This window comes from Rufibacter psychrotolerans (genome assembly GCF_016924645.1).
Lineage (GTDB): Bacteria > Bacteroidota > Bacteroidia > Cytophagales > Hymenobacteraceae > Nibribacter > Nibribacter psychrotolerans.
In genome coordinates this window covers 227,883-251,793 of the sequence record NZ_JAFFJV010000006.1, presented here as the reverse complement: position 1 = coordinate 251,793, position 23,911 = coordinate 227,883, and the positions used below count along the sequence as shown (strand labels likewise).

Sequence of the window (23,911 nt, the reverse complement as noted above, 5' to 3'; positions counted from 1 at the left end):
TTGGCGGGGATTCTGCAAAATCCCGTACCTTTGCCCCGATTTTGGTGACCGCCCTGGTTTTTCTGCCGGGGCTGTCTTAAAAGGGAATCAGGTGTAAAACCTGAGCTGTACCCGCAACTGTTATCTTCCAAGCGTTCTGCCCACCGCACGCCACTGTCTGCTCTGCCAGATGGGAAGGCCGGGCCGAAGAAGAGAGCCAGGAGACCTGCCAACATCCAACTTTCACCTGGAGGCTTTCGGGAAAAAAAGCAGCAAGGATGGTGGCCCGCTATGGGCCGGCGTTTACGTGTACTTCTTCCTTTATAGTCTCCTCTGCTTTGTAAGCTGAGGATATGTTACAGCGCGTACTCTTTTTTGCCGGGTTGCTGTGCGGGATGGGCTTGTTGGCCTCCCCGGCGCTCCACGCCCAAACGCACCTGCCAGACACCGTGCACCTGCACGAGGTGCGGGTAGCCGTGCCCAGATACACCCGCTACGCCGCCGGGGCCCGCGTGCAAACGGTAGACACGCTGCTGCTCAAGCGCCAACCCGGCATTACCCTAGCCGAAGTGCTCCAGCAGCGCAGCCCCCTGTACCTCAAAAGCTACGGGAACGGCATGCTGGCCACCGTCACGTTCAGGGGCACCAGCGCCAGCCACACCGCCGTGCTCTGGAATGGGTTCAACATTGCCCTGCCCACCCTGGGCGAGTCTGACTTTGCCCTGCTCCCGCCCAGCCCCAACACCACCGTGGCGCTGCAGCACGGGGCCAGCGGGGCCCTGCACGGCACCGGGGCCATTGGCGGCGCGGTGGTGCTGGAGAACCCCGTAACGTTCACGCCGCGGCAGACCGTGCGCGTGCAGCAGGAATGGGGCAGCTTTGGCCATAGCCGCACCGCCGCCTCGGGCTCTTTCTCTAATGGGCGCCTGGCACTCACCACCGCCTTCACCCGCACCGCCGCTGACAACGACTTCAGGTTCAGGAACACCACGGCCTTCGGGGCACCCTTGGAAACGCAGCAGAACGCGGCCTTTGACCAGAATAGTTTCGCGCAGGAACTCCATTATAAGCTAAATCAAGAGCAGCGCCTCTCGGTGAGGGGTTGGTATGTGAAAACGCACCGGCAGGTACAACCCTCCATGGGCAGCGCCAACAACCACGCCGAGCAGGACGATGAGAACCTGCGCCTCATGGGCGAATGGCAGGGCCAGCTTGCCGGCGGCACTACCACCGTGCGGGCCGCCTGGTTCCGGGACCAGCTGGATTACCGCGAGGCCGGCACTCCTTCCCTCTCGCTTGTGCACACCTACCAAAGCCAGGTAGAACATGAGCGACAACTGTTGCCGCATCTGCTGGTGCAGGCCGGCGCAGAAGGTCAGTTGTTCAGGGCCCAGGTAGGCGGCTACGGGACTGACAAAGAGGAAAAGCGCTTCTCGGCCTACAGCTGGCTCAGGTATGACCCCGTGCCCCGGCTGCAGCTGAGCCTGAATGTGCGGCAAGCCTGGGTAGAGGGCTTCAATCCGCCGCTCACGCCTACCCTGGGGGCTAACTTCCAGCTTGTAGAAAATCCGCAGCACACCCTCTCTTTGAAAGGCAATGTGTCGCGCAGTTACCGGGTGCCCACCCTTAACAACCGGTTCTGGGTGCCCGGCGGCAACCCAGACCTGAAACCCGAAGCCGGCTGGGGCTATGAGGGCGGCCTGGCCCACCACGTCAAAACCGGAGGCCTGAGCGGTACTACCGAGGTAACGGTCTACGCCCAGCAGGTGAAAGACTGGATTCAGTGGCGGCCCGCTGACCGAGGTGGCTACCCCGAGGCCGTGAACCTCAGCAAGGTACGCGGCCACGGCCTGGAGCTGGACACCCGGTGGCAGTACCAGCCCCTCCCCCACTGGACCTTGACCGCCGGGCTGGCCTACGCCTACACCGTTTCCCGGCAGCAACTCCCCGATGCGGGGGCGCGGCTACAGGACCGGCAGCTGTTCTACGTGCCCAAACACAAGGTAGCCAGCTGGGCCGAAGTGCGGCACCAGGGCTGGTGGCTCACCGCCGATGCCACCTTCACCGGCCAGCGCTTCACTGACAATGACAACAACAACTGGCTGGAGCCTTACGCGCTGGTAAATGCCAGCTTGGGGAAATCCTTCGCCTGGCGTTCCTTGGAGGCGCAACTCATGGCGCAGGTGCACAACCTCACCAACACCGTGTACCAGACCATGGCGTACCGGGCCATGCCGCCGCGCAGTTTCCGGCTGGCGCTTTCGCTGCAGTGGGCCAAAGCAAATCCTTCCCTTTAAACCTATATTTTTCAATACACCCAATCCCTATGAAACTCACTTACTTTAAAAAGTCCTTTCTGTGCGTGCTGGCCGGCGGCACTCTGCTCACCACCTCCTGCGACAGCAACGAAGACAACGCCCCCAAAGGCGCCTATGAGCACGGCGTGTTCATCACCAACGAAGGCCAGTTCACCCATACCAACGCTGAGGTAAGTTACCTGTCCCGCGACACCACCACCTTTATTCCGGAGCTGTTCAAGCAGGTAAATAACCGCCCCCTGGGCGATGCCGCCCAATCCATGACCTTTATTGGCGACAAGGCGTACATTGCCGTGAACAACAGCGAGAAGATTGAGGTGGTAGACGCCTATACCTTCGCCTCTACCGGCGTGATCAACGGCCTGAAGATTCCCAGGTACATGGCGGCCCTGAACACGACCAAGGCCTACGTGACCGAGCACGTGGGCTACCCGTATCTGGGCTATACCGGCACGGGCCGGGTAGCGGTGCTGGACCTCACCACCAACACCGTCACCAAAACCATCAACGTGGGGCTGCAGCCCGAAGGCTTGCTGCTCCACAACGGCTTGCTGTACGTAGCCAACAGCGATGACAACACCATCTCGGTGATCAACACCACCACAGATGCGGTGGTGGCTAGCCTGCCAGTGGGCGAAGCTCCCAAACACCTGGTCCTGGACGCCAGCAACAAGATCTGGGTGCTGAGAGGCGGCTACTCGGCTCCGGGGGCTCTGGTCAAGATTGATCCGGCCAACAACCACGCCCTTACCACGTACGGCTTCGCGCCGGGAGAACTGGGGGCGGGCCAGCTCACCATCAACGGAGCCAAAAACACGCTCTACTACTCGTACGGCGGCAAGGTGTACGCCATGTCTACCTCGGCCACCGCGGCGCCCGGCACCGCCCTCATCAACCGCAACGCCTACGGTCTGGGCCTGGACCCCGAAACCAACCTTCTGTACCTGGGGGTAGGCGGCTACAACTCCAACGGCTGGGCGGTGCGGTACCAAACCTCCGGCGCGGTGATTGACTCGTTCCAGGTGAGAATCCTGCCCAACGGGTTCAGCTTCAGATAACCCGTTTTGGGGCCTTTTTGGCAGAAACCCGCCAAAAGCAGAAAGCCGTTGGCCTCAGAAGAAGCCGGCGGCTTTCTGCTTTTACGCGTGGTGGCTTGAGACCGAAAGGGCGGGATGGAGCGGGGTTCAGGCTATTTTTCTACCTTCGCAAGATGAAACGTCTACTTTTCTCCCCCCTAAGGCTGGGAGTATTCTCCCTGGCCGCGCTGTTTCTGGCCTCTTCCTGCCAGGAAGAGAAGAAAGAAGTGCTGCCCACGTACCAGGCCGGGGTCTTGATTGCCAATGCCGGATCCCAGAGCGGAACCATCAGCTTTTACGACCGGGCCACCGGCACGGTAGAGCCCGACCTTTTTGCCAAGGTGAACGGCAGAGCCCTGGCGGGAAACGTGCTGACCATGGCCTCTGCGTTTGAGCGGATGTACCTGGTCACCAGCAACGGCACGGTAGAGGCGCTGCTGGCCAACACCTTCACGGCCACCGGGACAATGGACCAACTGGAGAGCCCGCAGGCGTTTGCGGCCCTCAACAACCGCCGGGCGTTCATCAGTGACTGGCTGAACCCCGCCGACTCTGGCCGGGTGGTGGAACTGGACCTGGGCACGTTTCAGGTTACTGACACGGTAAAGACCGGCAAAACGCCCGGCGCTATGGCCGTGGCGGGAAATCGCCTGTTTGTGGCCAATGCCGCCAGTAACCAGGTCAACGTCATTAACACCGTTACCAACACCATGGAGGCTTCCCTCACTGTGGGCGATAATCCCAACAGCCTGGTGGTAGACGGCAGCGGCAACCTTTGGGTCTTGTGCGGCGGTAGCCCCAACGCCACCCGGGGCCAGTTGATCCGGTTTTCGGCCAGCAACCTGAGCACTGCTCCGGTAATGTTCCCGTTTCCCAATGCCGCGGTACAACCGCATGGCCTCACGTTAAGCGCCTCCAGAAACCGGCTGTACTTTCTGGCAGACGGCGTGTACGTGCTGGACCTGAACGCCGTGACCCTACCCGAGGCGCCTCTGATCAGGCGCCGGTTCCAGGCGATGGGGCAAGACCCGGCCGACGGGCTGCTGTACTTCTCCAAGGCGGTGCCGGGCGCCAACGGCTGGGTAGTGCGCTACCGCAGCACCGGGGCCGCCCTAGATTCGTTCCAGGTGCAGGGCACGCCTACCGGGTTTGGGTTCAGGTAAGGGGTTTTAGGCCTATTCTGGGCAAAACAGCCCCAAAGCAGCGAAGCCTGCCGCATCAACTGCGGCAGGCTTCGCTGTTTTGGGGTGGAGCGTTATTGGTTTTCTTTGTCGTTCTTGTTGCGCTCAGCGGCCCCGCCGTATCCCTGGTTGCTGGAACCGCCGGTTTGCTGCCTGCTTTTTTGCTGTTGCCGCTCATAGACCTCATCGTAGGCCGAGTCGCTGGTCATGGCCCCGGGAGCCGCTGGTCCGCCGTTGTCCTGGGTTTCATCGCTCAGGCCCTGCGGGTTGTGCTCGGTGGGGCTTTTGTCTTTAAAGTCGCTTTCCTCCACGTTTACCTCACCTTCACTGGTGCCGGTACTGCAGGCCGAGGTGCCTAGTATAAGAGCGCCCCCCAGCAACAGGGACCAAGAGAGGCGGTTAAGGGAAATCAATAGCTTTTTCATAGTACTGGTTAGGTAGATTAGGTGTTGCGGCCCAGGGCAGTACCGCCGGCCGTTCAGGCTTAGTACGCGGGCGGCGGGCATTGAGTTAAGCCCAGGCTTGGTTTCAGGCAGAATTAAGGGCAAGGCGGGTTTCTGCTAATCTTAACCGGCACTGCCCTCGTACAACGGTATACTTCGGGCCAAGCCCGGGGTAACCAAGTGTATAAGTTTTACTTTTAATAAGGAGACCAAGCCATGAAAGGAAGCGGCAATAGCCCTAAGCAAAATCGGCCGGACCAGGACAGAAGCTGGCGCGATATCAACAGCCAGGACGATAACCTCAACAACAGCAACCGGCACAACAACAACCCGCCGTATGACGGCTCGCCCGAGACCCGGTCAAACCCCAACACGCCCGGCAGCGGCAACCAGAAGTCTAATGACAACAACAGCAAAAGTACCGGCGCGGGGGTAAGCGGAAGACCCAACAGCGAGCTCAGCCACAGCGGCAACCAGGGCAACAACGCTCCTAAGTACCAGGAGGGACCGGTGCCCGGCGGGGCAGACAACACCCGCGGCGAGAACGTTCCGTCCCGGGAAGGGCACGGCGGCGGCGCCAAGAAGGGAAAGGTAGACCCAGAGCAGCATACTCCGCAGGGCTCGCACGCCAACCCCTCAGACACCCGCGGCGCCGACTCCTCAGACAAAGAGTTCCGCAACACCCAGCCCAACGCCAGCACCCTCAAGGGCCACAAGGACAAGGAAGGGCTGGGCAACGAGAAAGAGTAACGTGCCAGCACGTGGCAACAGGCATTTAGGGCCTGTTTTCCGCAAAAGACCCGGGAAACACCCGGGTCTTTTGTGTTATGGCGCGGCGCAGTTGGGCAGGAACCCGGCTTTGCCGTATCTTAGGGGCACCGTTTGAGTAAAGACCAAACCCAAATTGTATGGGAATCCAACAAGATGTAATCACTCCTGAGGTGGTGGCCCAGAGCCTCCCCTTCGCCGACTACCTGGCCTTGGTGCGGGAAGCGGTGGCCCAGGGGAAAACCACCGGACTGGAGCAGTCTGAGTTTCTGGCCCGCCTCACTAAAGACAACCTGGCCATTATGGAGCGCACCTACCAGACGCCGCTCAGGCCAGAACTGGTGGAACTGGTGCAGGCCCTGCCCAAACCGCAGCTGTGGCTGGTGCTCACCGAGGGCTGGTGCGGAGACGCAGCGGTGCACTTGCCGGTGCTGGCCGCGCTGGCCGCCCAATCGCCCCATCTGGAGCTGCGCACCCTTCTGCGGTCTGAGCAGCCCGCCGTGATGGACGCCTATCTCACCGCCGGGGGCCGCAGCATTCCCAAGCTCATCGCCCTGCAGGCGGACACCCTGAAAGCCATCGGCTCATGGGGGCCCAGGCCGCAAATCCTGCAGGAGTATGTGGCGCAGCTGAAGCAGCAGGAGTTGCCCCTGCTGGAGTTCATCAAGAAATCACTGCAGTACTCCGAGGAAAACAACGGGCAGGCCCTGCAGGAGGAACTGCTGCACCTGGTTCCGCACTGGACCAGAACCACCCTGGCGTAACATGGCGAAAGTTGTAAAAAGGCACCCCTTCCAGCGCGACTGGCGCCGTGACCTGCTCATCGCGGCCTTGATCAGCATGCTGCTGGCCATGGCCCTGCTGCTGTATACCTTCGGGCTCACCTCAGATTTTATCTTCCGGCTCTTTAACGCTTTCCTGGGCATCTTTATCCTGCTGGCCGGTACCGCGTTTGTCATCGTCCCTTCGGTGAACTGGCTTTTCCTGCGGTTTTCGGGAAAAAAGGCCAAAAAGGCCCCGCCGGCCACCGCGCCGCGCCGCAACCTGCCCAAGAAGGCCGACTAAACTTATTTGGGTGGGCGCCTGTTCCTGAAAAGGAGCCCTCCCCTGTTTATGGCCTGTTTTTAGTACTTTCGCGCCAAAGCAGAACTAGAACCCGGCCCGCCTAACCACCAACGCGTGGTTCTTCGTTATACGCTAATGGCCATCTGCCTTCTTACCCATGGAACAGCACCTGCACATAAAGAATATGGTTTGCCCCCGTTGCATTGCCACCGTGACCGATGTTTTACAACAGCAGGGGCTTGACGTGAAAGAAGTAAAGCTGGGCGAAGCCTTTGTGTCTGGTGCGCCCGTAGACACCCCGGCCCTGAACGCTGCCCTGCAGGTGCATGGCTTTGAGCTGCTGCAGGAGAAGGACCAACAGCTCACCGACCAGATCAAGACCACCCTGCTGGAGTACCTGCGCGCCTCAGAGGAAGAATACCAGCCCATCACCACCTCGGTGTACCTGGCAGAGAAGCTGGGCATGTCTTACCAGCACCTGAGCAAAGTGTTCTCGCAGCACACCCACACCACCATTGAGAAATACCTCATCCGCCTCAAGATTGAGCGGGTGAAAGAACTCATCTCGTACGGCGAACTTACCCTGAGCGAGATTGCCTACCGGCTGCGCTACAGCAGCGTACAGCACCTTTCCAACCAGTTCAAGAAAGTGACCGGCATCTCCGTTACCGACTACAAGAAGGATCCGCTCATAGAACGGCTTCCCCTGGATGACCTCACCTAAGCCGAATCTTGTAACCTCTTTACACAATTATGTAAGACCGTCGGGTCTCTGAGGGCGTATACCTGAAATATCCCAACTGCGCGACAGCAACTGTCTGTCCGCTTGATCTGGGAACCAGAGTGTGCGTGTGAAACCATTATTTCTAACATAACCTCAGCACCATGATTGATTCACGAATCAGAACCGTATTAGACGCCTTACAGGATTGTATTGCCGCATGTGAGCACTGCGCCTCTTCCTGCCTGCAGGAAGAGGACGTAAAGATGATGGCCAACTGCATCCGGACCGACCGCGACTGCGCTGATATCTGCCGCCTGACCGCCGCCTTTTTAGCTAGAGGATCGGTGCACGGCAAACACCTGCTCAGAGAATGCATTGAAATCTGCCGCGCCTGCGGCGAGGAGTGCGCCAAGCACCACCATGACCACTGCCAGCAATGCGCCGAGGCTTGCTTCCGCTGCGCCGAAGCCTGCGAGTCTATCGCGTCTTAAACCAATTTTCCCGAGGCCAAGGGGAGCAGCCACTTGCGGGCTGCTCCCCTTGGCTTTTCTATTTAAAGCCATTTTTCATAAAATTGCTCCAAAACGGAGGGACATGCCCCCTTTTGACAAAAACTTGAGGGCACCTGGCAAGGAGCCTGCCTTCGGTGCTTCAGATTACACACTAACCCCTCGCTCGCCTCTGGCGAGTGTGAGTTATCTGGCGGCGTCCCGCCGCTAGGCACTTAATACGAGCAAAGTTCTTCCCCAACGCGGCCAGAGGCCGCCCGATTCCTCACACTCGCCGGAGGCGAGCGAGGGAAATGGTAGAATCTTACCCTCTCACTATAAACCTCCGCCAGAAATTATGTAAGTCCCAGCCAAAATGCTGTAACGGTCTGTCCTTCTCTCCTGCTTTTCTTTGCGTTAGGATTGATTTCAGCATCCAGCTTGTTCGTAATATGAAAAGACACCTGGCTTTATAACCGCTATGGCACACGTACATACCCACTCCCACGGCTCACATGGGCATAGTCATTCGCACGCCCACGGCTTGCCTTCCTCGGGGAACAAATCCAAGGCGTTTGGTTGGGGAATTGCTCTGAACATTCTTTTTGTGGCCGTGGAGGCGAGCGCCGGTTGGTGGTACAACTCCCTTGCCCTGCTCACCGATGCCGGCCATAACCTCACCGATGTTGTGAGTCTGCTCCTGGCTTATTTCGCCCTTAAGATCTCGCAGCGCAAACCCACAGATCGGTTTACCTACGGGTATGGCAAAACCACCACGCTGGTCTCCTTGCTGAATGCCGTTCTGCTCTTGCTGGCGGTGGGGGCCATTGGTTGGGAAGCCATAGAGCGCCTGGGCTCCGCTCCCTCGGTGAACGGTACTGCCATTTCGCTCATTTCAGGGGTGGGTATTTTCATTAATGCCGGTACTGCCATGCTTTTCTTCCGGGGCAAGGAACATGATATCAACGTGAAAGGCGCGTACCTGCACATGGTAGCCGATGCGCTGGTGAGTCTGGGCGTAGTGGTGGCTGGTCTGGTCATGTACTACACGGGTTGGTTCTGGGTAGATGCCGTGGTGAGTCTGGTCATTGTGGCGGTGATTGTCTGGAGCACCTGGGGCTTGCTGGTAGAATCGTTGCGGCTCACCTTAGACGCTGTGCCACATGGCATTGATTTGCGGGCCATTCGGGAGTACCTGCAAACCGTGCCGGGCGTAAGCCAGGTACATGACCTGCACGTGTGGGCCATGAGCAGCACCGAGAATTCCCTCACCGCCCACCTGGTGGTGGAAGAAGGCTACCAGGACACCCAACTCATGGAAATCCGAGATGAGATTGGCCACCACTTTGGCATTCAGCACGTGACCTTGCAGGTAGAGCGCGGCGAGGCCGGTCACTCCTGCGCGCATGCAGGCGTCTACCATTGACTCGGGGTTTCTGCCCTCTTTTCCGGAAAACATCCCTAAAACGCCAGACAAATTACACTTGTCTAATAAAACCCTAATTGTTGATCAATTAGGGTTTTATTTTTAGATCCAAGGCGCGTCGGCACCGGTAACACAAAGACTTTCATTTGCTTGTAATTTTCTGTCACTCTACTCTACTAATCCTACAAAACCTTCCTCATTCCAACCTAACCCTTTACCACCATGGAACTCATCATTCAAAACCTTTCCAAAACCTACCCCAACGGCGTGCAGGCGCTTAAAAACGTGAACCTCACCATTCCCACCGGCATGTTCGGGTTGCTGGGGCCCAACGGGGCAGGGAAATCATCGCTCATGCGCACCATCGCCACGCTGCAGGAAGCAGACAGCGGCAGCATCAGGCTAGGGGATTTGGATGTGTTCCGGGAGAAGGACGAGATGCGTAAAGTGCTTGGCTACCTGCCGCAGGAGTTCGGGGTGTACCCCAAGGTGAGTGCCGAGGAGTTGCTGGACCATTTCGCGGTGCTGAAGGGCATCCATAACAGCAAAGAGCGGAAAGAGACGGTGGCCTCGCTGCTGCAGCAGACGAACCTCTACGAAGTGCGTAAAAAGAACCTGGGCGGCTACTCCGGCGGCATGAAACAGCGCTTCGGGATTGCGCAGGCGCTGCTGGGCAACCCCAAGATCATCATCGTGGATGAGCCTACCGCGGGTTTGGACCCCGCCGAGCGGAACCGTTTCCACAATTTGCTGAGCGAGATCGGGGAAAACATCATCGTGATTCTGTCCACGCACATTGTGGACGATGTGAGCGATTTATGCCGAAACATGGCCATTATCAACAAAGGCGAGGTGCTGGCCACCGGCGAGCCGCTGCAGGCCATTGAGCAGATGCGGGGCATGATCTGGAGGAAATTCATCAAAAAAGAGGAGCTGCCCCAGCACCAGGCCGATCACGCCGTGATCTCTTCAAGGCTGTTCGCCGGGAAAACTATCATCCACGTCTACGCCGATGCCCAGCCGGGGCTGGAGTTTGAACCCGTGCAGCCTGATCTGGAGGATGTGTACTTTGCCACCATCAGCGGAGCGGTAAAGAAAACTTCCACCCCGCAGCAGGAGGTAATTGCCTAAGCCGTTTTGAGACTATTTCCTACTAATCAGACCTAAAACGACTTGGCTATGTTCCTGAATATTTTACTGTTTGAGCTGAAGTACCGCCTGAAACGGCCGGCTACCTATATCTACTTTCTCTTGTTCTTCCTGATGGCCCTGCTGTGCGTGTTTGGCGTGAGCGGGGTCTTTGGGGGCACGGTGATCATTGGCGGGGGCAGCAGTGTCTCGGTGAAGGCCAATTCGCCCTACCAGATCAACTGGGTCATCACCATCCTGAGCTGGTTTGGCGTGCTGGTGACCTCGGCCATGATGGGCAACCCTGTGTACCGTGATTTTGAGCACAAAACGCATTCGCTGTTCTTTACCACGCCCATCTCCAAGTGGAGTTACCTGGGCGGGCGTTTCTGGGGATCGTTCCTGGTGACCTTGCTGGTGTTCTCCGGTATTGCGTTCGGCTACATTTTCGCCTCGGCGGTGGCGCCGTTGTTTCCCTCGGTGGAGGCTTCCCGGTTCGGGCCGTTTAACGTTATGTCCTACGTGCAGCCTTTCCTGCTCATCGTGATCCCTAATTTGCTGCTCACGGGCGCGATCTTCTTCACGTTGGGCACGCTTACCCGCAACATGCTGGCGGTGTACATTGGCAGTGTGCTGGTGCTGGTGCTGTACGGTGTTTCCAGTGCCCTCACCAATGACCTGGACAATGACCTGCTCGCGAATTTAGTGGATCCTTTCGGGGCTACAGCGGTGTACCAGACTACCCGCTACTGGACGGCTGCTGAGCAGAATACCTTGGTTTTGCCCTTGAGCCAGCCTATCATCTGGAACCGATTGTTGTGGGACAGCCTCGCCGTTTTGCTGCTGATTATCTGTTTCTGGCGGTTTAGCTTCTCGTTCTTCGCCTCGGAGGGCAAGGCACGCAAGCTCCGTCGGGAGGAAGCTCCCGGTATTGCCGCTACTTCCCAAAGAATCTCCCTGCCCAAGGTAAGTCAAGAGTTCTCGTTCGGGCGCAGTTTCGGGCAGTTCTGGAAACTGACCAAGCTGGAGTTCAAGGGCATCGTGCGCAGCGTCTATTTCATTGCCATTGTGGTGGCGGGTATCGTGTTTCTGCTTTCTACCGCCACGCAGATCGGGAAACTCTATGACACCAACACGTACCCAGTTACTTCGGAGGTGGTCTCCATTTTGGGCGGCACGTTTGCGCTGTTCATGCTCATCATTATCACGTTCTACTCCGGCGAGCTGGTGTGGCGCGAGCGCGATGCCCGCATGAACCAGTTGTATGATGCCCTGCCCATTCCCAACTGGGTGCCGTTCACGTCCAAACTGGTGGCGCTCATGGGCATTCAGGTGGTTCTGATGGCGGTGGTGCTGGTGTGCGGCATCCTCATCCAGGCCGCGAAGGGCTATTTCAACTTTGAGCTGGGGCTGTACGTGAAAGCCTTGTTCGGCCTGCAACTGGTGGATTACCTTTTGATGTGTGCGCTGGCGATGCTGGTGCAGGTGCTGGTGAACAACAAGTACCTGGGGCACTTTATCATGGTGGTGTATTACCTGGCCAACATCTTCAAGGGGCAGTTGGGTTTTGAGCACCTGTTGTACTCGTATAGCTCGGATCCGGGGGCGCCGTACTCGGCCATGAACGGCTACGGACATTTTGTGGGACCGTTCCTGCTGTTTAAGGTGTACTGGGGCGCGTTTGCCATTATCCTGGCGCTGGTGTCTAACCTGCTGTGGGTGCGCGGCACCGAGGCCCGCCTCAAAGGGCGCTTCAAGCTGGCGGCACTGCAACTGAACAGATCCACCCTTACGGTTTTGGGCGCGGCGGCCACGGTATTCATTGTCTGCGGCGGCTTCATCTTCTACAACACCAACATCCTGAACGAGTACCGCGACTCAGACGACAATGAGCGTTTACAGGCCACTTTTGAGAAAACGTACAAGAAATACCAGCACCTCCCGCAGCCCCGCGTGGTGGACGTGTACCTGGAGACCGATCTGTACCCCAAAGAGCGCGAGTTCCACTTTAAAGGACATTACTGGCTCAAAAACAAAACGAACGTAGCCATTGACTCGGTGCATATCATGCTGGACGATAACGCCGTGATCAAACAACTGGAATTTGCCCGTCCGGCCAAAACCGTGCTGTTTGACAAGACCATGGGTTACCACATCTTCCAGTTGGCCCAGCCGCTGCAGCCTGGTGATTCGGTGAAGCTGAACATGGATTTGCTCTACCAGACCAAAGGCTTCAAGCAGCGCAGCTACAACACCGGTATCGTGTACAACGGCACGTTCATCAACAGCCAGCTACTGCCGCACATCGGGTACCAGGAGGCGCTGGAGCTAGCCGATGACGATACCCGTAAGGAAAACGGCCTGAAGCCGAAGGAACGCATGGCCAAAGTCAATGACCTGAAAGCCCGCCAGAACACCTACATCAGCAACGATGCCGATTGGGTCAATTTTGAGACCGTGGTGAGCACCGTGCCCGATCAGATTGCCCTGGCGCCCGGTTACCTGCAGAAGGAGTGGACCAAAAACGGCCGCCGCTACTTCCACTACAAGATGGATTCGCCCATCCTCAACTTCTACTCCTTCCTGTCCGCCGATTACGAGGTGAAAAAAGACAAGTGGAAAGACGTAGCCATTGAGGTCTACTACCAGAAAGGCCATGAGTACAACCTGGACCGCATGATCAAGGGCGTGAAGAAATCGCTGGATTACTACACGGCCAACTTCAGTCCGTACCAGCACCGGCAGGTTCGCATTCTGGAGTTCCCGGGCTACAGCGCCTTCGCGCAGGCGTTCCCCAATACCATTCCGTTCTCGGAGTCCATCGGGTTCATCGCCGATGTGGATGACAAAGACCCCGAGGACATTGATTATCCGTTCTACGTGACCGCCCACGAGGTAGCGCACCAGTGGTGGGCGCACCAGGTCATCGGCGGCGATGTGCAGGGTTCCACGCTTATGTCCGAGACCATGAGCCAATACTCGGCTTTGATGGTGATGAAAAAGGAATACGGCGCCGAGCGGATGAAGAAGTTCCTGAAGTACGAGATGAACAACTACCTGCTGGGCCGGGCCGGAGAGCGCAAGAAAGAGTTGCCGCTGGCGTTGGTGGAAAACCAGCAGTACATTCATTACCGCAAAGGATCAGTGGTGATGTACGCCCTGGCCGATTACATCGGGGAAGACAAGCTGAACGCGGCTTTAAAGGAGTACGTGCAGAAAGTAGCGTTCCAGCAGGCGCCGTACACCAACTCGGTGGAGTTCTTGAGCTACATTCGTAAAGCCACCCCCGATTCGCTGCAGTACCTGGTAGACGATATGTTTGAGAACATCACCCTCTACGAGAACAAAGCCACCGAGGCCTCGGCGGTGAAGCAGAAAGACGGCTCTTACAAAGTGACCTTCACCATTGATGCCAAGAAATTCCGCGCCGATAGTCTGGGCAATGAAAGCCAAGCCAAGCTTAACGATTACATAGACGTGGCCGTGATGACCCGTAAAAAGATTAACGGCAACTGGCAGGATGCCCCGCTATACCTGCAGAAACAACGCATCAAAGCTGGTCAGAATAAACTGGAGATCATTGTGAAGGAGAAACCGCAGAAAGCAGGCATAGATCCTTTCAACAAACTTATTGACCGCAACCCAGAGGACAACCTGAAAGAGGTTACGGTAAAATCTTAATCTTCACTTACCATAACAGGAAGCCCGGCACCTTACAAAGCCGGGCTTTTTTATACCCAAAGCCGGGCACTTATCATGGGGTATGCAAAAGTCACACTGTGTTGATGGAAGGTCAAGAGAGAAAGAAAACCGTTGAGAAGATCGCCTCGAAGCCTTATTAATAGCCATCCTTTTGCGAATGGTTTCGGGTCTGTTTTCCTAAAATCAGGTCAGAAACGGCTCATCCCTATTACTGGCAGAAGCGTATATAAAAGTTCACCAAACTTCAAGCCTATGCGTACCGAGTATAAACCGGCCATTGATGCGTTGCTGGCCTGCATTGCGGCCTGCGATCATTGCGCCACCGCCTGTTTGCAGGAAGAAGAAGTGAAGAAAATGGCGCGCTGCATTCACCTGGACCTGGACTGCGCCGACTATTGCCGGCTTTCGGCCTCGTTCCTGTCCAAGGGTTCTGAGCATGCCCGCCTGGTCCTCCGGCAGTGTGTGGAAATCTGTGAGGCCTGCGCCGTGGAGTGCGAGCGCCACGCCCAGGACCATTGCCAAGCCTGCGCCGCCGCCTGCCGACGATGCATAGAGGCCTGCCAGGAATTGATCCCCAAAACCGATCCTTTGCATGAACTCCTATCGGTAGCCAACGCCTCAGATTCTGAATAACGTTTCAGAGCCGTTTCGGCCAAAGAAGCCTAAAAACATACCAAGCTCCTTCAACGCACCTGACTCGTTGAAGGAGCTTTCTTTTTTTTAATGGTGGCACTCTCTCCTCCGCTGGCGCGAGCCTCCGGCTCGTGTCCGCACACATTCCTGACTCTCATTACCCAGCATGCACCTTCCCCACTGATGCCAAAATCTTGCACGTCTTCCATAAAATTGTGTAAAGCCCCCGTTCTGACCAGTTTCTAGCTTTGCCTCTCCGAACAAAAAAAGAGATGCAGAAGATGCAGGAATCTTGGCAAAAACAGGAAACTTACGAGGTACTGGTGATCGGGGCGGGTCAGGCAGGCTTGGCTTTGGGCTATTATCTGCAACAGCAGAAAAAGAACTTTCTGCTACTAGACGCCTCCCCTAGAGTGGGCGATTCCTGGCGAAACCGCTATGATTCCCTCCGGCTGTTCACCCCTGCCCCGTACTGTAACTTGCCCGGTTGGCCGCTGCCGCTCCCCAAAGACTATTACCCCACCAAAGACGAGATCGCCGATTACCTGGAACAATACGCCCAGTGCTTTCAATTGCCTTTGGCCTTGGAGCAAAAGGTGAATTCGGTAACCAAAACCAGCGGCATTTTCCAGGTACAAACCCAAAAGCAGTTATTTCTAGCCAGGCAAGTAGTCATTGCTACTGGGCCGTTCCAGAGGCCATTCGTACCCAACTACGCCACAAACCCAACTGATAGTATTCTGCAACTGCATAGTTACCAGTACCACAACCCAGCGCAAATTCCCGCCGGGAAAGTAATGGTGGTGGGGGCCGGCAATTCCGGGGCGCAGCTTGCCGTGGAACTGGCCCAAACGCACGAGGTGCACCTGTCCGTGAAAAGGCCGCCCCGGTTTTACCCGCTCCAACTGCTGGGCCGAAGCGTCTTCTGGTGGGCCTCGAAGACTGGAGCCATCTACGCGCCGCCCAGTTCCTTCCTCGGGAAAAAGATGCTCAAACAAGCCGATGTGGTCTATGGCCGTGAGTTGGAAGTGCTGCTACAAAAAGGAGAGGTTCAACTTCGCCCGGAGATCAGAGCGTTTGACCAGGAACAAGTCATTTTTCAGGATTGTACCCAAACTTCCTTCAGCAGTATTCTTTGGGCAACGGGGTTCAGGCCAGATTACAATTGGCTGCAAATTCTCGGATCAGTGGCAGAAAACGGCACTCCTGTGCACCAGAACGGTATCAGTCCGATAGCGGGATTATTTTACCTGGGGCTTTCCTGGCAGCGGAGCCGAGGCTCTGCCCTGCTGTTGGGTGCGGGAAGAGACGCCCGGTACATCGCGGAGCAGTTAAGCTGAAGCCATTATTTCCAGCACTTTTTGCCAACGTAACCATGGATGAACGTCAACCCACCCCTACCCTCCCGGGAGGGGAGTTTTCATCTTCAGCCGCCTTTTCATGTAGCGGCGGTTCTACAGGGTTTTACTAAATGTAAGTTTCGCCAGAACTCTATTTTACTCTGTACCCAACTTTATCCGGTACTCCCCTCCCGGGAGGGGCAGGGGTAGGTTTCACACGCGCTATGATTTCTGTTTTCAGCCTATTTTCCAGACAACCCGCCAAAAACAGCCATTCCTTAAAATTATATAACACCCGAATACAAAGCTGTAACGTCTTCCCTGCTTGCCCGCTATACCTTTGTATCAGAACTTAAAACAGTACCTAATTACCTATCCCTATGGCAACCCTGACGAAAGAAAAGACGAAACCCGCCATAAAAAACAGTTTCCCGGTGGAAGGCATGAGTTGTGCCGCCTGCGCCGTAAGCGTAGAGTCTATGCTGCAGGCCCAACCGGGCGTGCAGAACGCCGCTGTGAACTTCGCCAACAAGACGGTTCTGATGGAATACGTCCCGGGCACCGATCTCCAAAAACTGCAAAAATCACTGCAGGACATCGGCTATGACCTGCTCATCCAGAAAGAGGAAGCCACGCAGGAGGCACAGGAAGCCCGGGAGCAGAAAGCTTACGCCCGCATCAAGACAAAAACCATCTGGGCCGCAGCCTTGTCGCTGCCGGTGGCCGTCATTGGCATGTTCTTCCACCATATGTCCTACGGCAACTGGATCATGCTGGCCCTCACCCTGCCGGTGGTGTTCTGGTTCGGGCGCAACTTCTATGTGAACGCGTTCAAACAGGCCCGCCACGGCAAAGCCAACATGGACACGCTGGTGGCCCTGAGTACCGGCATCGCGTTTCTGTTCAGTGCCTTTAACACCATTTACCCGCAGTTCTTTTTGTCCCGCGGGCTGGAGCCGCACGTGTACTATGAGGCTGCTACGGTGATCATCGCGTTTATTTTGCTGGGCAAACTGCTTGAGGAACGGGCCAAGTCCCGCACCTCAGGGGCTATCAAAAAACTGATGGGCTTGCAGCCGAAATCTGTCAAAGCCTTACGAAACGGACAAGAGATTGAACTACCTATTGAGCAAGTGCTGGTGGGCGATGTGTTGCTCATCCGGCCCGGCGAGAAGATTCCGGTGGATGGTCGCGTAGTGAGCGGTTCTTCGTTCTTGGACGAGAGCATGATCAGCGGAGAGCCGATTCCGGTGGAGAAAACCGCCGGCGACCAGGTGTTCACGGGTACCATCAACCAGAAAGGCAGCCTACAGATCTCAGCGGAGAAAGTAGGCGCCGAGACGCTTTTGGCCCAGATCATTAAAATGGTGCAGGAAGCGCAGGGCTCCAAAGCGCCCGTGCAGCAACTCACCGATAAGGTGGCCGGCATCTTCGTGCCCATCGTAATCGGGATTGCGTTGCTCAGCTTCGCGGCCTGGTACTTTCTGGGCGGCGACAACAACGTGACGCACGCGCTGCTGGCTTTGATCACGGTGCTCATCATTGCCTGTCCGTGTGCCTTGGGGCTGGCGACACCGACGGCCATTATGGTGGGCGTGGGCCGCGGGGCCGAAAACGGTATTTTGATCAAAGACGCCGAGAGCCTGGAAACCGCCCACAAACTCACCGCCGTGGTGCTGGACAAAACCGGTACCATCACCAAAGGCAAACCCGAGGTTACCGAGCTTTCCTGGGCGGTTCCACAGGAAACGCAGGCAGAACTGGCTTCTGTGTTGCTGGCTTTGGAAAATCAATCGGAGCACCCGCTGGCCGAGGCCGTTTCCAAGTACCTCACGGAACAAGGCGTTAAAGCCGCGACCTTGGAGCAGTTCAGCAGTGTGACCGGACGCGGGGTGCAGGCGCAGTACCAGGGACAAACCTTCTGGCTGGGCAACGAGAAACTGATGCAGGAAAACGACCTCCGTTTTACGCCTGATTTGGAGAAAACCGCCCAAAAACTGAAATCCGAAGCCAAGACGGTAGTCTTCGCCGGAACGCAGGGCCAGGTGGTCGCGCTCATCGCCATTGCCGATGCCATCAAGGAAACCTCGGCGCAGGCCATCCGGGAGATGCAGCACTTGGGCCTGAACGTCTACATGCTCACCGGCGACAACGCCCAAACCGCCGCCGCCGTGGCCCAGCAGGTAGGCCTGCAACACTTCAAAGCCGAGGTGATGCCCCAGGACAAAGCCGATTTCGTACAAGAACTGCAGCGTCAGGGCCACGTGGTAGGCATGGTGGGTGACGGCATCAACGACTCCCAGGCGCTGGCCCTTGCCGATGTGGGCATTGCCATGGGCCGCGGCACCGATATCGCCATGGATGTGGCCAAAATTACGCTCATGCACTCAGACCTGCGGGCTATTGCCAAGGCCATTAAACTTAGCAAAGTCACCGTGCGCACCATCCACCAAAACTTGTTCTGGGCGTTCATTTACAACGTGATCGGGATACCGGTGGCGGCGGGCTTGCTGTATCCGGTGTGGGGCTTCCTGCTGGAGCCCATGCTGGCGGGAGCGGCCATGGCCCTGAGCTCGGTTTCCGTGGTCACCAACAGTTTGCGCCTCCGGACGTTAACGTTGAAATGATTGCTGATTGTAGATTGTTTTTAAACTGATTCATAATTCTTAATTACCGCTATGTCGACACTGAAATTCAAAACCAATATCAAATGCGGTGGCTGCGTGAGCGCCGTCACTGAGTCTCTGGACAACACGCCGGGCATTTACAACTGGCAGGTAGACACCAACAACCCAGACAAGATCCTGACGGTAGAAGGCGATGCCACCTCTGAGGCCGTCATCAAAGCCGTGCAAACCGCCGGCTACACTGCCACTGAAGTAGAAGCCTAAGTCCTTTCCGCTGAATAAAACCAAAAGGCCACCTAAATAGCAGGTAGCCTTTTGGTTTTAAGGAAGCTTTGATTGATCAGGTTTACGCTTGTTCTGTCTACTCTTTAAAGATTCTCTCTTGTTCTATTTCCCTCCTCTAACCTCACTCCTAGCTTTTTACCTCTATTTACTTTCAATTACAGGCCTCTTCTAACCATCTACTCCCTTCTTGTCATCCTGAAAGAATCTTGGCAGCTGACGGTAGTGGCGTTTGATGAATGCTCCTCCAGTTTGCTCACCCGTTGCTGCCAGGATTGCTGTGAAGTTGGTAGACTCAAAGCGATAGCATCCAGCGGCCCGGCATAGTAGCACAAACCACCTAAGTCATCTGCCCTCGCTCGCCTCTGGCGAGTGTGAGGTATTTTGCGGCATCTCGCCGCTGTGAACCTGTAGTGATTCTTTCAAACTACAGCTACTTCCCACAGCGGCCAGAGGCCGCCTGATGGTTCACACTCGCCAGAGGCGAGCGAGGGGAAAACGCAATCAATCAATCAATCAATCAATCAATCAATCAATCAATCAATTAATCAATTAATCAATCAATCCCAAAGGAAGGTAGTTGGTTGTCCTTGTCCTTTCAAAGTGAGACGCGAAGTGGGCAGACTTTAGGGCGAAAAGGGGTGGATTCGGGGAAACCGCTCTGACTTGATTTAGGCGGTTACGTTGGAGTTGGTTGGGCCAATTACCTTACCTTTACGCTGTTTTCAGGCAAACCACTCCGCGGCATGACCAGATACCTACTGTTCGGGACTTTCTTCGTTTTCAGCTTTATTTTCTCCGGCCCCAGCCAGGCCCAGAACAGAGATACGCTCCTCACCGCTCCGGCCGCCAAGCCAGCCACCTACCGCTACCTGCTGCTGGCTAAGGCCGGTTCTACCGCCCGCTACCGCATTCACATTGGGGAGACCATTACCTTTAAGCGTTTTCAGGACGAAAGCCTCAGGACGGCGGAAATTATGAACATCCGGGGCAGTTCCTTCTTTGTGGCGGGCCTGGAAGTTCCGCTGAAGGAGGTGGAGAAGATCAGGCTCCGGAACCATACCGGCGGCCGGAGGGTGGCCGGCTTCGGTGCTGCCCTACTGAAAGGGGCCGGCGTGGTCTTCACGCTGGTGGGCGGCATTAACGTGCTCACCAACCTGGGGAGCCAGGAAAAAGCCGACCGGCAAAATGGCCTGCACACCGTGGCTGGCGCAGCGCTCATGTACGGAACCGGGGTGGCCCTGCAAGGCCTCCGGAAAGGCACCTACACCATCAATGAAAAATGGACGCTGAAAGTCATGGAGATGTACTAACCTCCCGTGACTTTCCGCGCCCATTCTATTTATGGGCCGATTTTCTGAAAACAGCCCTAAAACACGTCTGCATTAAGAGCTGCAGGACAGCATGGAGCATCCGGCTTTCTGGCTGGCCCAGTCGGGTCTTCTGGCGAAGAACTCCTCAAAATGGCGGGAATATGGGTCTTTCATGGCTTCCTGCAGTTTCAGGAACAGCGTGTTGTCTCCTTTCTCCAACCCTTCAATGGCCTGGTGCAGCAGGTAATTCCGGAGGATGAACCGGGGGTTAGCCGTTTGCATGCGCTGCAGAGCCTCTTCCCGGGTGATGGTATTGGCTTGCAGACGGGCGGCGTAGTCCTTCATGAGCGTGAACAGCATGGCGCGCTCACCGGTCTCCAGTTCGCGGTAGAAACTGGGCTCAAAATGCGCCACAAGGTCCTTCTCCTCCCCTAATTCCTGCGGAAGCTCCATCAGCAGCTGGAAGAAGATGGTCATGTCCAGGTTGAGGGTGGCCATGGTCTCGGAGAAGCGCATGATCAGTTCCTTGTCCTCCTCTTTGGGTGCGTCAATTCCCAGTTTGTTCGCCATCATGGCGTAGTATTTCTGGTAGAAGACTTCCTCGTAGGTTTCCAGAACGGCTACCAGTTCCTGGGTGCCGGGCAGGAGCGGCGCGATGGCGCTGGCCAGACAACCCAGGTTCCAGTAGGCAATGTTGGCCTGCTTCCCGAAGGCGTAGCGGCGGCCCGGCAAGTCTGTGGTGTTGGGTGTGAAGTCGGGGTCGTAGTCGTCCAGAAAGGAGTACGGGCCATAGTCAATGGTGAGGCCCAGGATAGACATGTTGTCGGTGTTCATAACGCCGTGCACAAAGCCCACGCGCATCCACTCTACCATTAAGGCGGCCGTTTTCTCCAATATTTCCTTAAACCAGGCCAAAATCCGGCCCTCGCCGGTGATATGCGGATAGTAGCGGTCAATGGTCCAGTCTACCAGTTGCTGCAGGTTCTCCTGCTCGCGGCGGGCGGCGGGCATCTCAAAGCTCCCGAAGCGCAGGAACGTAGGGGCTACGCGCATCACAATGGCACCGGGTTCATAGGCGGGATTGCCGTTGTAGAACATATCGCGCAGGACCTGGTCGCCGGTGGAAACCAGACTCAGGGCCCGGGTGGTGGGCACGCCCAGGTAGTGCATGGCCTCACTCATGAGGTATTCCCGCACTGAGGAGCGCAGCACGGCCCGCCCGTCGGCGCGGCGTGAATAAGGCGTGAGGCCCGCGCCTTTCAGCTGCAGTTCCCAGGATTTCCCGTCCGGGGCCACCCACTCGCCCAAGGTGATGGCCCGGCCGTCGCCCAGCTGCCCTGCCCAGTTCCCGAACTGGTGCCCGGCGTAGCAGGCGGCGTAGGGGTACATGGTGGGGGCCACGTGGTTTCCGCCCAGGATGTCAATGTCCTTTTGGTCGGTGGGTTTCTTGATGCCCAGTTCCTGAGCCAGTTCCTCTGACCAGGCCAGCAACTCCACCTTGTTCACCGGGGTGGGCAGGGCTTTGCTGTACAACATGCCGGGCGTCTGGCGGGGCTTCAGGTTGCCGCTGTCGTCGCCCGGAAAAGCCTGCACAAACTCGTTTTTATATTCTTTTTCGCTTAATGATTGCATCGGTTCTTGTTTTAGACATTGCTGGGGCGGGCGCCTGGTGGCCGTGGGCGTTGGGGCACCCGCAGCCTTTTTTAACACCCTTTTCCCAAAAATAGTTGAAACGGGCCCGGCCTACTTCTGCGTAAGGTCTGTAAGAGGGCTCGCCGTGGTCAGACAACGCTGGCCAAAAGTAGAACATTCTCTTTCGCCCCAGAAGCAGGTTTACGTATCTTTGACGATATCAGTCCACGCAAGGTGTGGTTGTTTGCCAGAGCCGCCGCAGCCTTCCATTCCATTTTCCCCTTTTTGTCATGACCAAGACCTCCCCCGCCGTTTTTCTCCTCTTTTTGTTTTTAGGCCTGTTAGGATGCAACAACAAACCCCAGCCTGTCACCCCCAAGCCTACCATTGCCCCCGCCAAGGAAAAAGACGATGACCGGTATGAGCCCAAACCGTACGTGGAACTCAGGCATCCGGAGTGGAGCAAAAACGCCACCATCTATGAGGTGAACATCAGGCAATACACCCCCGAGGGCACGTTCAAGGCCTTTGAGGCGCACCTGCCGCGCCTGCGCGACATGGGCGTGGACATTCTGTGGCTCATGCCCATTCACCCCATTGGCGAACAGAACCGCAAAGGCACCCTGGGCAGCTACTACTCGGTGAAGGACTACTACGGCGTTAACCCCGAGTTCGGGACCAAGGAAGACTTCAAGGCCCTGGTAGACAAAATCCACAGCATGGGCATGCGCGTGATCCTGGACTGGGTGGCCAACCACTCGTCCTGGGACAACCCGCTCACCCAGCAGCACCCCGAGTGGTACACCAAAACCGCCGAGGGCAATTTTCAGCCCACGCCCTGGTATGACTGGGAAGACATCATTGACTTTGACTACAACCAGCCCGGTCTTAGGCAGTACATGACGGAGGCCCTCACCTACTGGGTACGGGAGATGGACGTGGACGGCTACCGCTGCGACGTGGCCGGCTTTATCCCGATTGAGTTCTGGGAGAACGCCCGCGCCGAGCTGGACGCCATCAAGCCCGTTTTCATGCTGGCCGAGTGGGAGTCAAGGGACCTGCACCGGCGCGCATTTGACATGACCTACTCCTGGAGCCTCTGGAACCGCCTGCATGAGGTAACCACGGGCAAGGCCAGCCTGGCTGGGCTGGTAGAGTACATGGCCCACGACGTGAGCGCCTTCCCTAGAAACGGCTACCGCATGACCTTTACCGAGAACCACGACAAGAACTCCTGGGAAGGTACCCAATACACCAACTTCGGGCCGGGGCTGGAGGCCGCCATGGTCATGGCCTCTACGGTAAACGGCATGCCGTTGGTGTACAGCGGCCAGGAAGCCGGCCTCAACCGTTCGTTGCGCTTCTTTGACAAAGACACCATCACCTGGAAGCCCCACCGCCACGCGGAAATCTACAAAAAGCTGTTTGACCTGAAGCACCAGAACCAAGCCCTCTGGAACGGGGCCTGGGGCGGCGAGATGGTACGGATCACCAACGACAAACCCCAGCAGGTCATCTCCTTCTACCGCGAGAAAAACGGCGACAAGGTCATTCCTATCCTCAACTTCAGCAACCAGACGGTAAAGGTGAAACTCAACACCATCAGCCAGGCGGGCCGCTACAAAGAGCTCTTCACCAATGACAGCTATCAGCTGAAAGGCGATGATGTGGTCACCCTGGGTCCCTGGAAGTACCTGGTGCTTTTCAGCGGCCAGACAGCGCCTCTTTAAGCCCCGGCCCCGGAACGCTCCCTTAAAATATTTAAAGCCCGCCCTTCTCTACCGGT

19 protein-coding genes and 1 riboswitch are annotated in these 23,911 nt (G+C 56.9%); of the genes, 17 read left to right on the top strand and 2 right to left on the bottom strand.

All coding sequences use genetic code 11. The features are described 5' to 3' along the window. Window positions 1-29: 29 nt before the first annotated feature. Window positions 30-227, top strand: a riboswitch (cobalamin riboswitch). Between the two features lie 105 nt (window positions 228-332). The 3 genes from JT718_RS07800 (at window position 333) to JT718_RS07790 (ending at window position 4,536) form a co-directional block, all read left to right on the top strand. Continuing rightward, window positions 333-2,276 (top strand): TonB-dependent receptor, encoded by a 1,944-nt coding sequence (locus tag JT718_RS07800; protein WP_205501668.1) that lies wholly within the window; start codon window positions 333-335, stop codon window positions 2,274-2,276. Window positions 2,277-2,305: 29 nt separating this feature from the next. Beyond that, the gene (locus tag JT718_RS07795) at window positions 2,306-3,355 is read left to right on the top strand and encodes a YncE family protein (RefSeq protein WP_205501667.1); all 1,050 of its coding nucleotides are present in this window, start codon (window positions 2,306-2,308) and stop codon (window positions 3,353-3,355) included. Window positions 3,356-3,507: 152 nt separating this feature from the next. Continuing rightward, complete coding sequence (locus tag JT718_RS07790; RefSeq protein ID WP_205501666.1) at window positions 3,508-4,536, top strand: YncE family protein; 1,029 nt, start codon at window positions 3,508-3,510, stop codon at window positions 4,534-4,536. Between the two features lie 92 nt (window positions 4,537-4,628). Here JT718_RS07790 and JT718_RS07785 read toward each other — a convergent pair whose 3' ends face one another. Next, window positions 4,629-4,979, bottom strand: a complete 351-nt coding sequence (locus JT718_RS07785; protein WP_205501665.1) for a hypothetical protein — start codon at window positions 4,977-4,979, stop codon at window positions 4,629-4,631. A 234-nt stretch (window positions 4,980-5,213) separates the two neighbouring features. Here JT718_RS07785 and JT718_RS20480 point away from each other — a divergent pair, with 234 nt between their 5' ends. The 13 genes from JT718_RS20480 (at window position 5,214) to JT718_RS07720 (ending at window position 20,493) form a co-directional block, all read left to right on the top strand. Beyond that, on the top strand, window positions 5,214-5,747 hold the full coding sequence (locus JT718_RS20480; protein ID WP_240336992.1) for a hypothetical protein: 534 nt from the start codon (window positions 5,214-5,216) through the stop codon (window positions 5,745-5,747). A 158-nt stretch (window positions 5,748-5,905) separates the two neighbouring features. After that, window positions 5,906-6,529 carry a thioredoxin family protein gene (locus tag JT718_RS07775; protein ID WP_205501664.1) on the top strand — a complete coding sequence of 208 codons (624 nt, stop codon included), beginning with the start codon at window positions 5,906-5,908 and terminating at the stop codon, window positions 6,527-6,529. Window position 6,530: 1 nt separating this feature from the next. Beyond that, window positions 6,531-6,830 (top strand): hypothetical protein, encoded by a 300-nt coding sequence (locus tag JT718_RS07770; RefSeq protein ID WP_205501663.1) that lies wholly within the window; start codon window positions 6,531-6,533, stop codon window positions 6,828-6,830. 157 nt (window positions 6,831-6,987) lie between these two features. After that, window positions 6,988-7,554, top strand: coding sequence for a helix-turn-helix domain-containing protein (locus JT718_RS07765; protein WP_205501662.1), 567 nt, complete (start codon window positions 6,988-6,990; stop codon window positions 7,552-7,554). A gap of 161 nt (window positions 7,555-7,715) precedes the next feature. Next, complete coding sequence (locus JT718_RS07760) at window positions 7,716-8,045, top strand: four-helix bundle copper-binding protein (protein WP_205501661.1); 330 nt, start codon at window positions 7,716-7,718, stop codon at window positions 8,043-8,045. Window positions 8,046-8,523: 478 nt separating this feature from the next. Next, on the top strand, window positions 8,524-9,468 hold the full coding sequence (locus tag JT718_RS07755) for a cation diffusion facilitator family transporter (protein WP_205501660.1): 945 nt from the start codon (window positions 8,524-8,526) through the stop codon (window positions 9,466-9,468). A gap of 222 nt (window positions 9,469-9,690) precedes the next feature. Beyond that, a complete protein-coding gene (locus JT718_RS07750; protein ID WP_205501659.1) occupies window positions 9,691-10,599 on the top strand; it encodes an ABC transporter ATP-binding protein in 909 nt (302 codons plus the stop codon). Window positions 10,600-10,647: 48 nt separating this feature from the next. Further along, on the top strand, window positions 10,648-14,277 hold the full coding sequence (locus JT718_RS07745) for a M1 family aminopeptidase (protein WP_205501658.1): 3,630 nt from the start codon (window positions 10,648-10,650) through the stop codon (window positions 14,275-14,277). 273 nt (window positions 14,278-14,550) lie between these two features. Beyond that, entirely contained in the window at window positions 14,551-14,931 is a 381-nt protein-coding gene (locus tag JT718_RS07740; protein ID WP_205501657.1) for a four-helix bundle copper-binding protein, read from the top strand. A 281-nt stretch (window positions 14,932-15,212) separates the two neighbouring features. Further along, window positions 15,213-16,271 carry a flavin-containing monooxygenase gene (locus JT718_RS07735; protein WP_205501656.1) on the top strand — a complete coding sequence of 353 codons (1,059 nt, stop codon included), beginning with the start codon at window positions 15,213-15,215 and terminating at the stop codon, window positions 16,269-16,271. A 380-nt stretch (window positions 16,272-16,651) separates the two neighbouring features. Continuing rightward, window positions 16,652-18,898: a heavy metal translocating P-type ATPase gene (locus JT718_RS07730; RefSeq protein WP_205501655.1), complete on the top strand. Its 2,247-nt coding sequence runs from the start codon at window positions 16,652-16,654 to the stop codon at window positions 18,896-18,898. A gap of 51 nt (window positions 18,899-18,949) precedes the next feature. Then, on the top strand, window positions 18,950-19,162 hold the full coding sequence (locus JT718_RS07725; protein ID WP_205501654.1) for a heavy-metal-associated domain-containing protein: 213 nt from the start codon (window positions 18,950-18,952) through the stop codon (window positions 19,160-19,162). Between the two features lie 764 nt (window positions 19,163-19,926). Next, a complete protein-coding gene (locus JT718_RS07720) occupies window positions 19,927-20,493 on the top strand; it encodes a hypothetical protein (protein WP_205501653.1) in 567 nt (188 codons plus the stop codon). Between the two features lie 72 nt (window positions 20,494-20,565). Here JT718_RS07720 and JT718_RS07715 read toward each other — a convergent pair whose 3' ends face one another. Next, window positions 20,566-22,125, bottom strand: coding sequence for a protein adenylyltransferase SelO (locus JT718_RS07715; RefSeq protein WP_205501652.1), 1,560 nt, complete (start codon window positions 22,123-22,125; stop codon window positions 20,566-20,568). Between the two features lie 290 nt (window positions 22,126-22,415). Between JT718_RS07715 and JT718_RS07710 the strand changes: the two genes are divergently transcribed. After that, window positions 22,416-23,855: an alpha-amylase family glycosyl hydrolase gene (locus JT718_RS07710; RefSeq protein ID WP_205501651.1), complete on the top strand. Its 1,440-nt coding sequence runs from the start codon at window positions 22,416-22,418 to the stop codon at window positions 23,853-23,855. The last annotated feature ends 56 nt before the right edge of the window (window positions 23,856-23,911 follow it).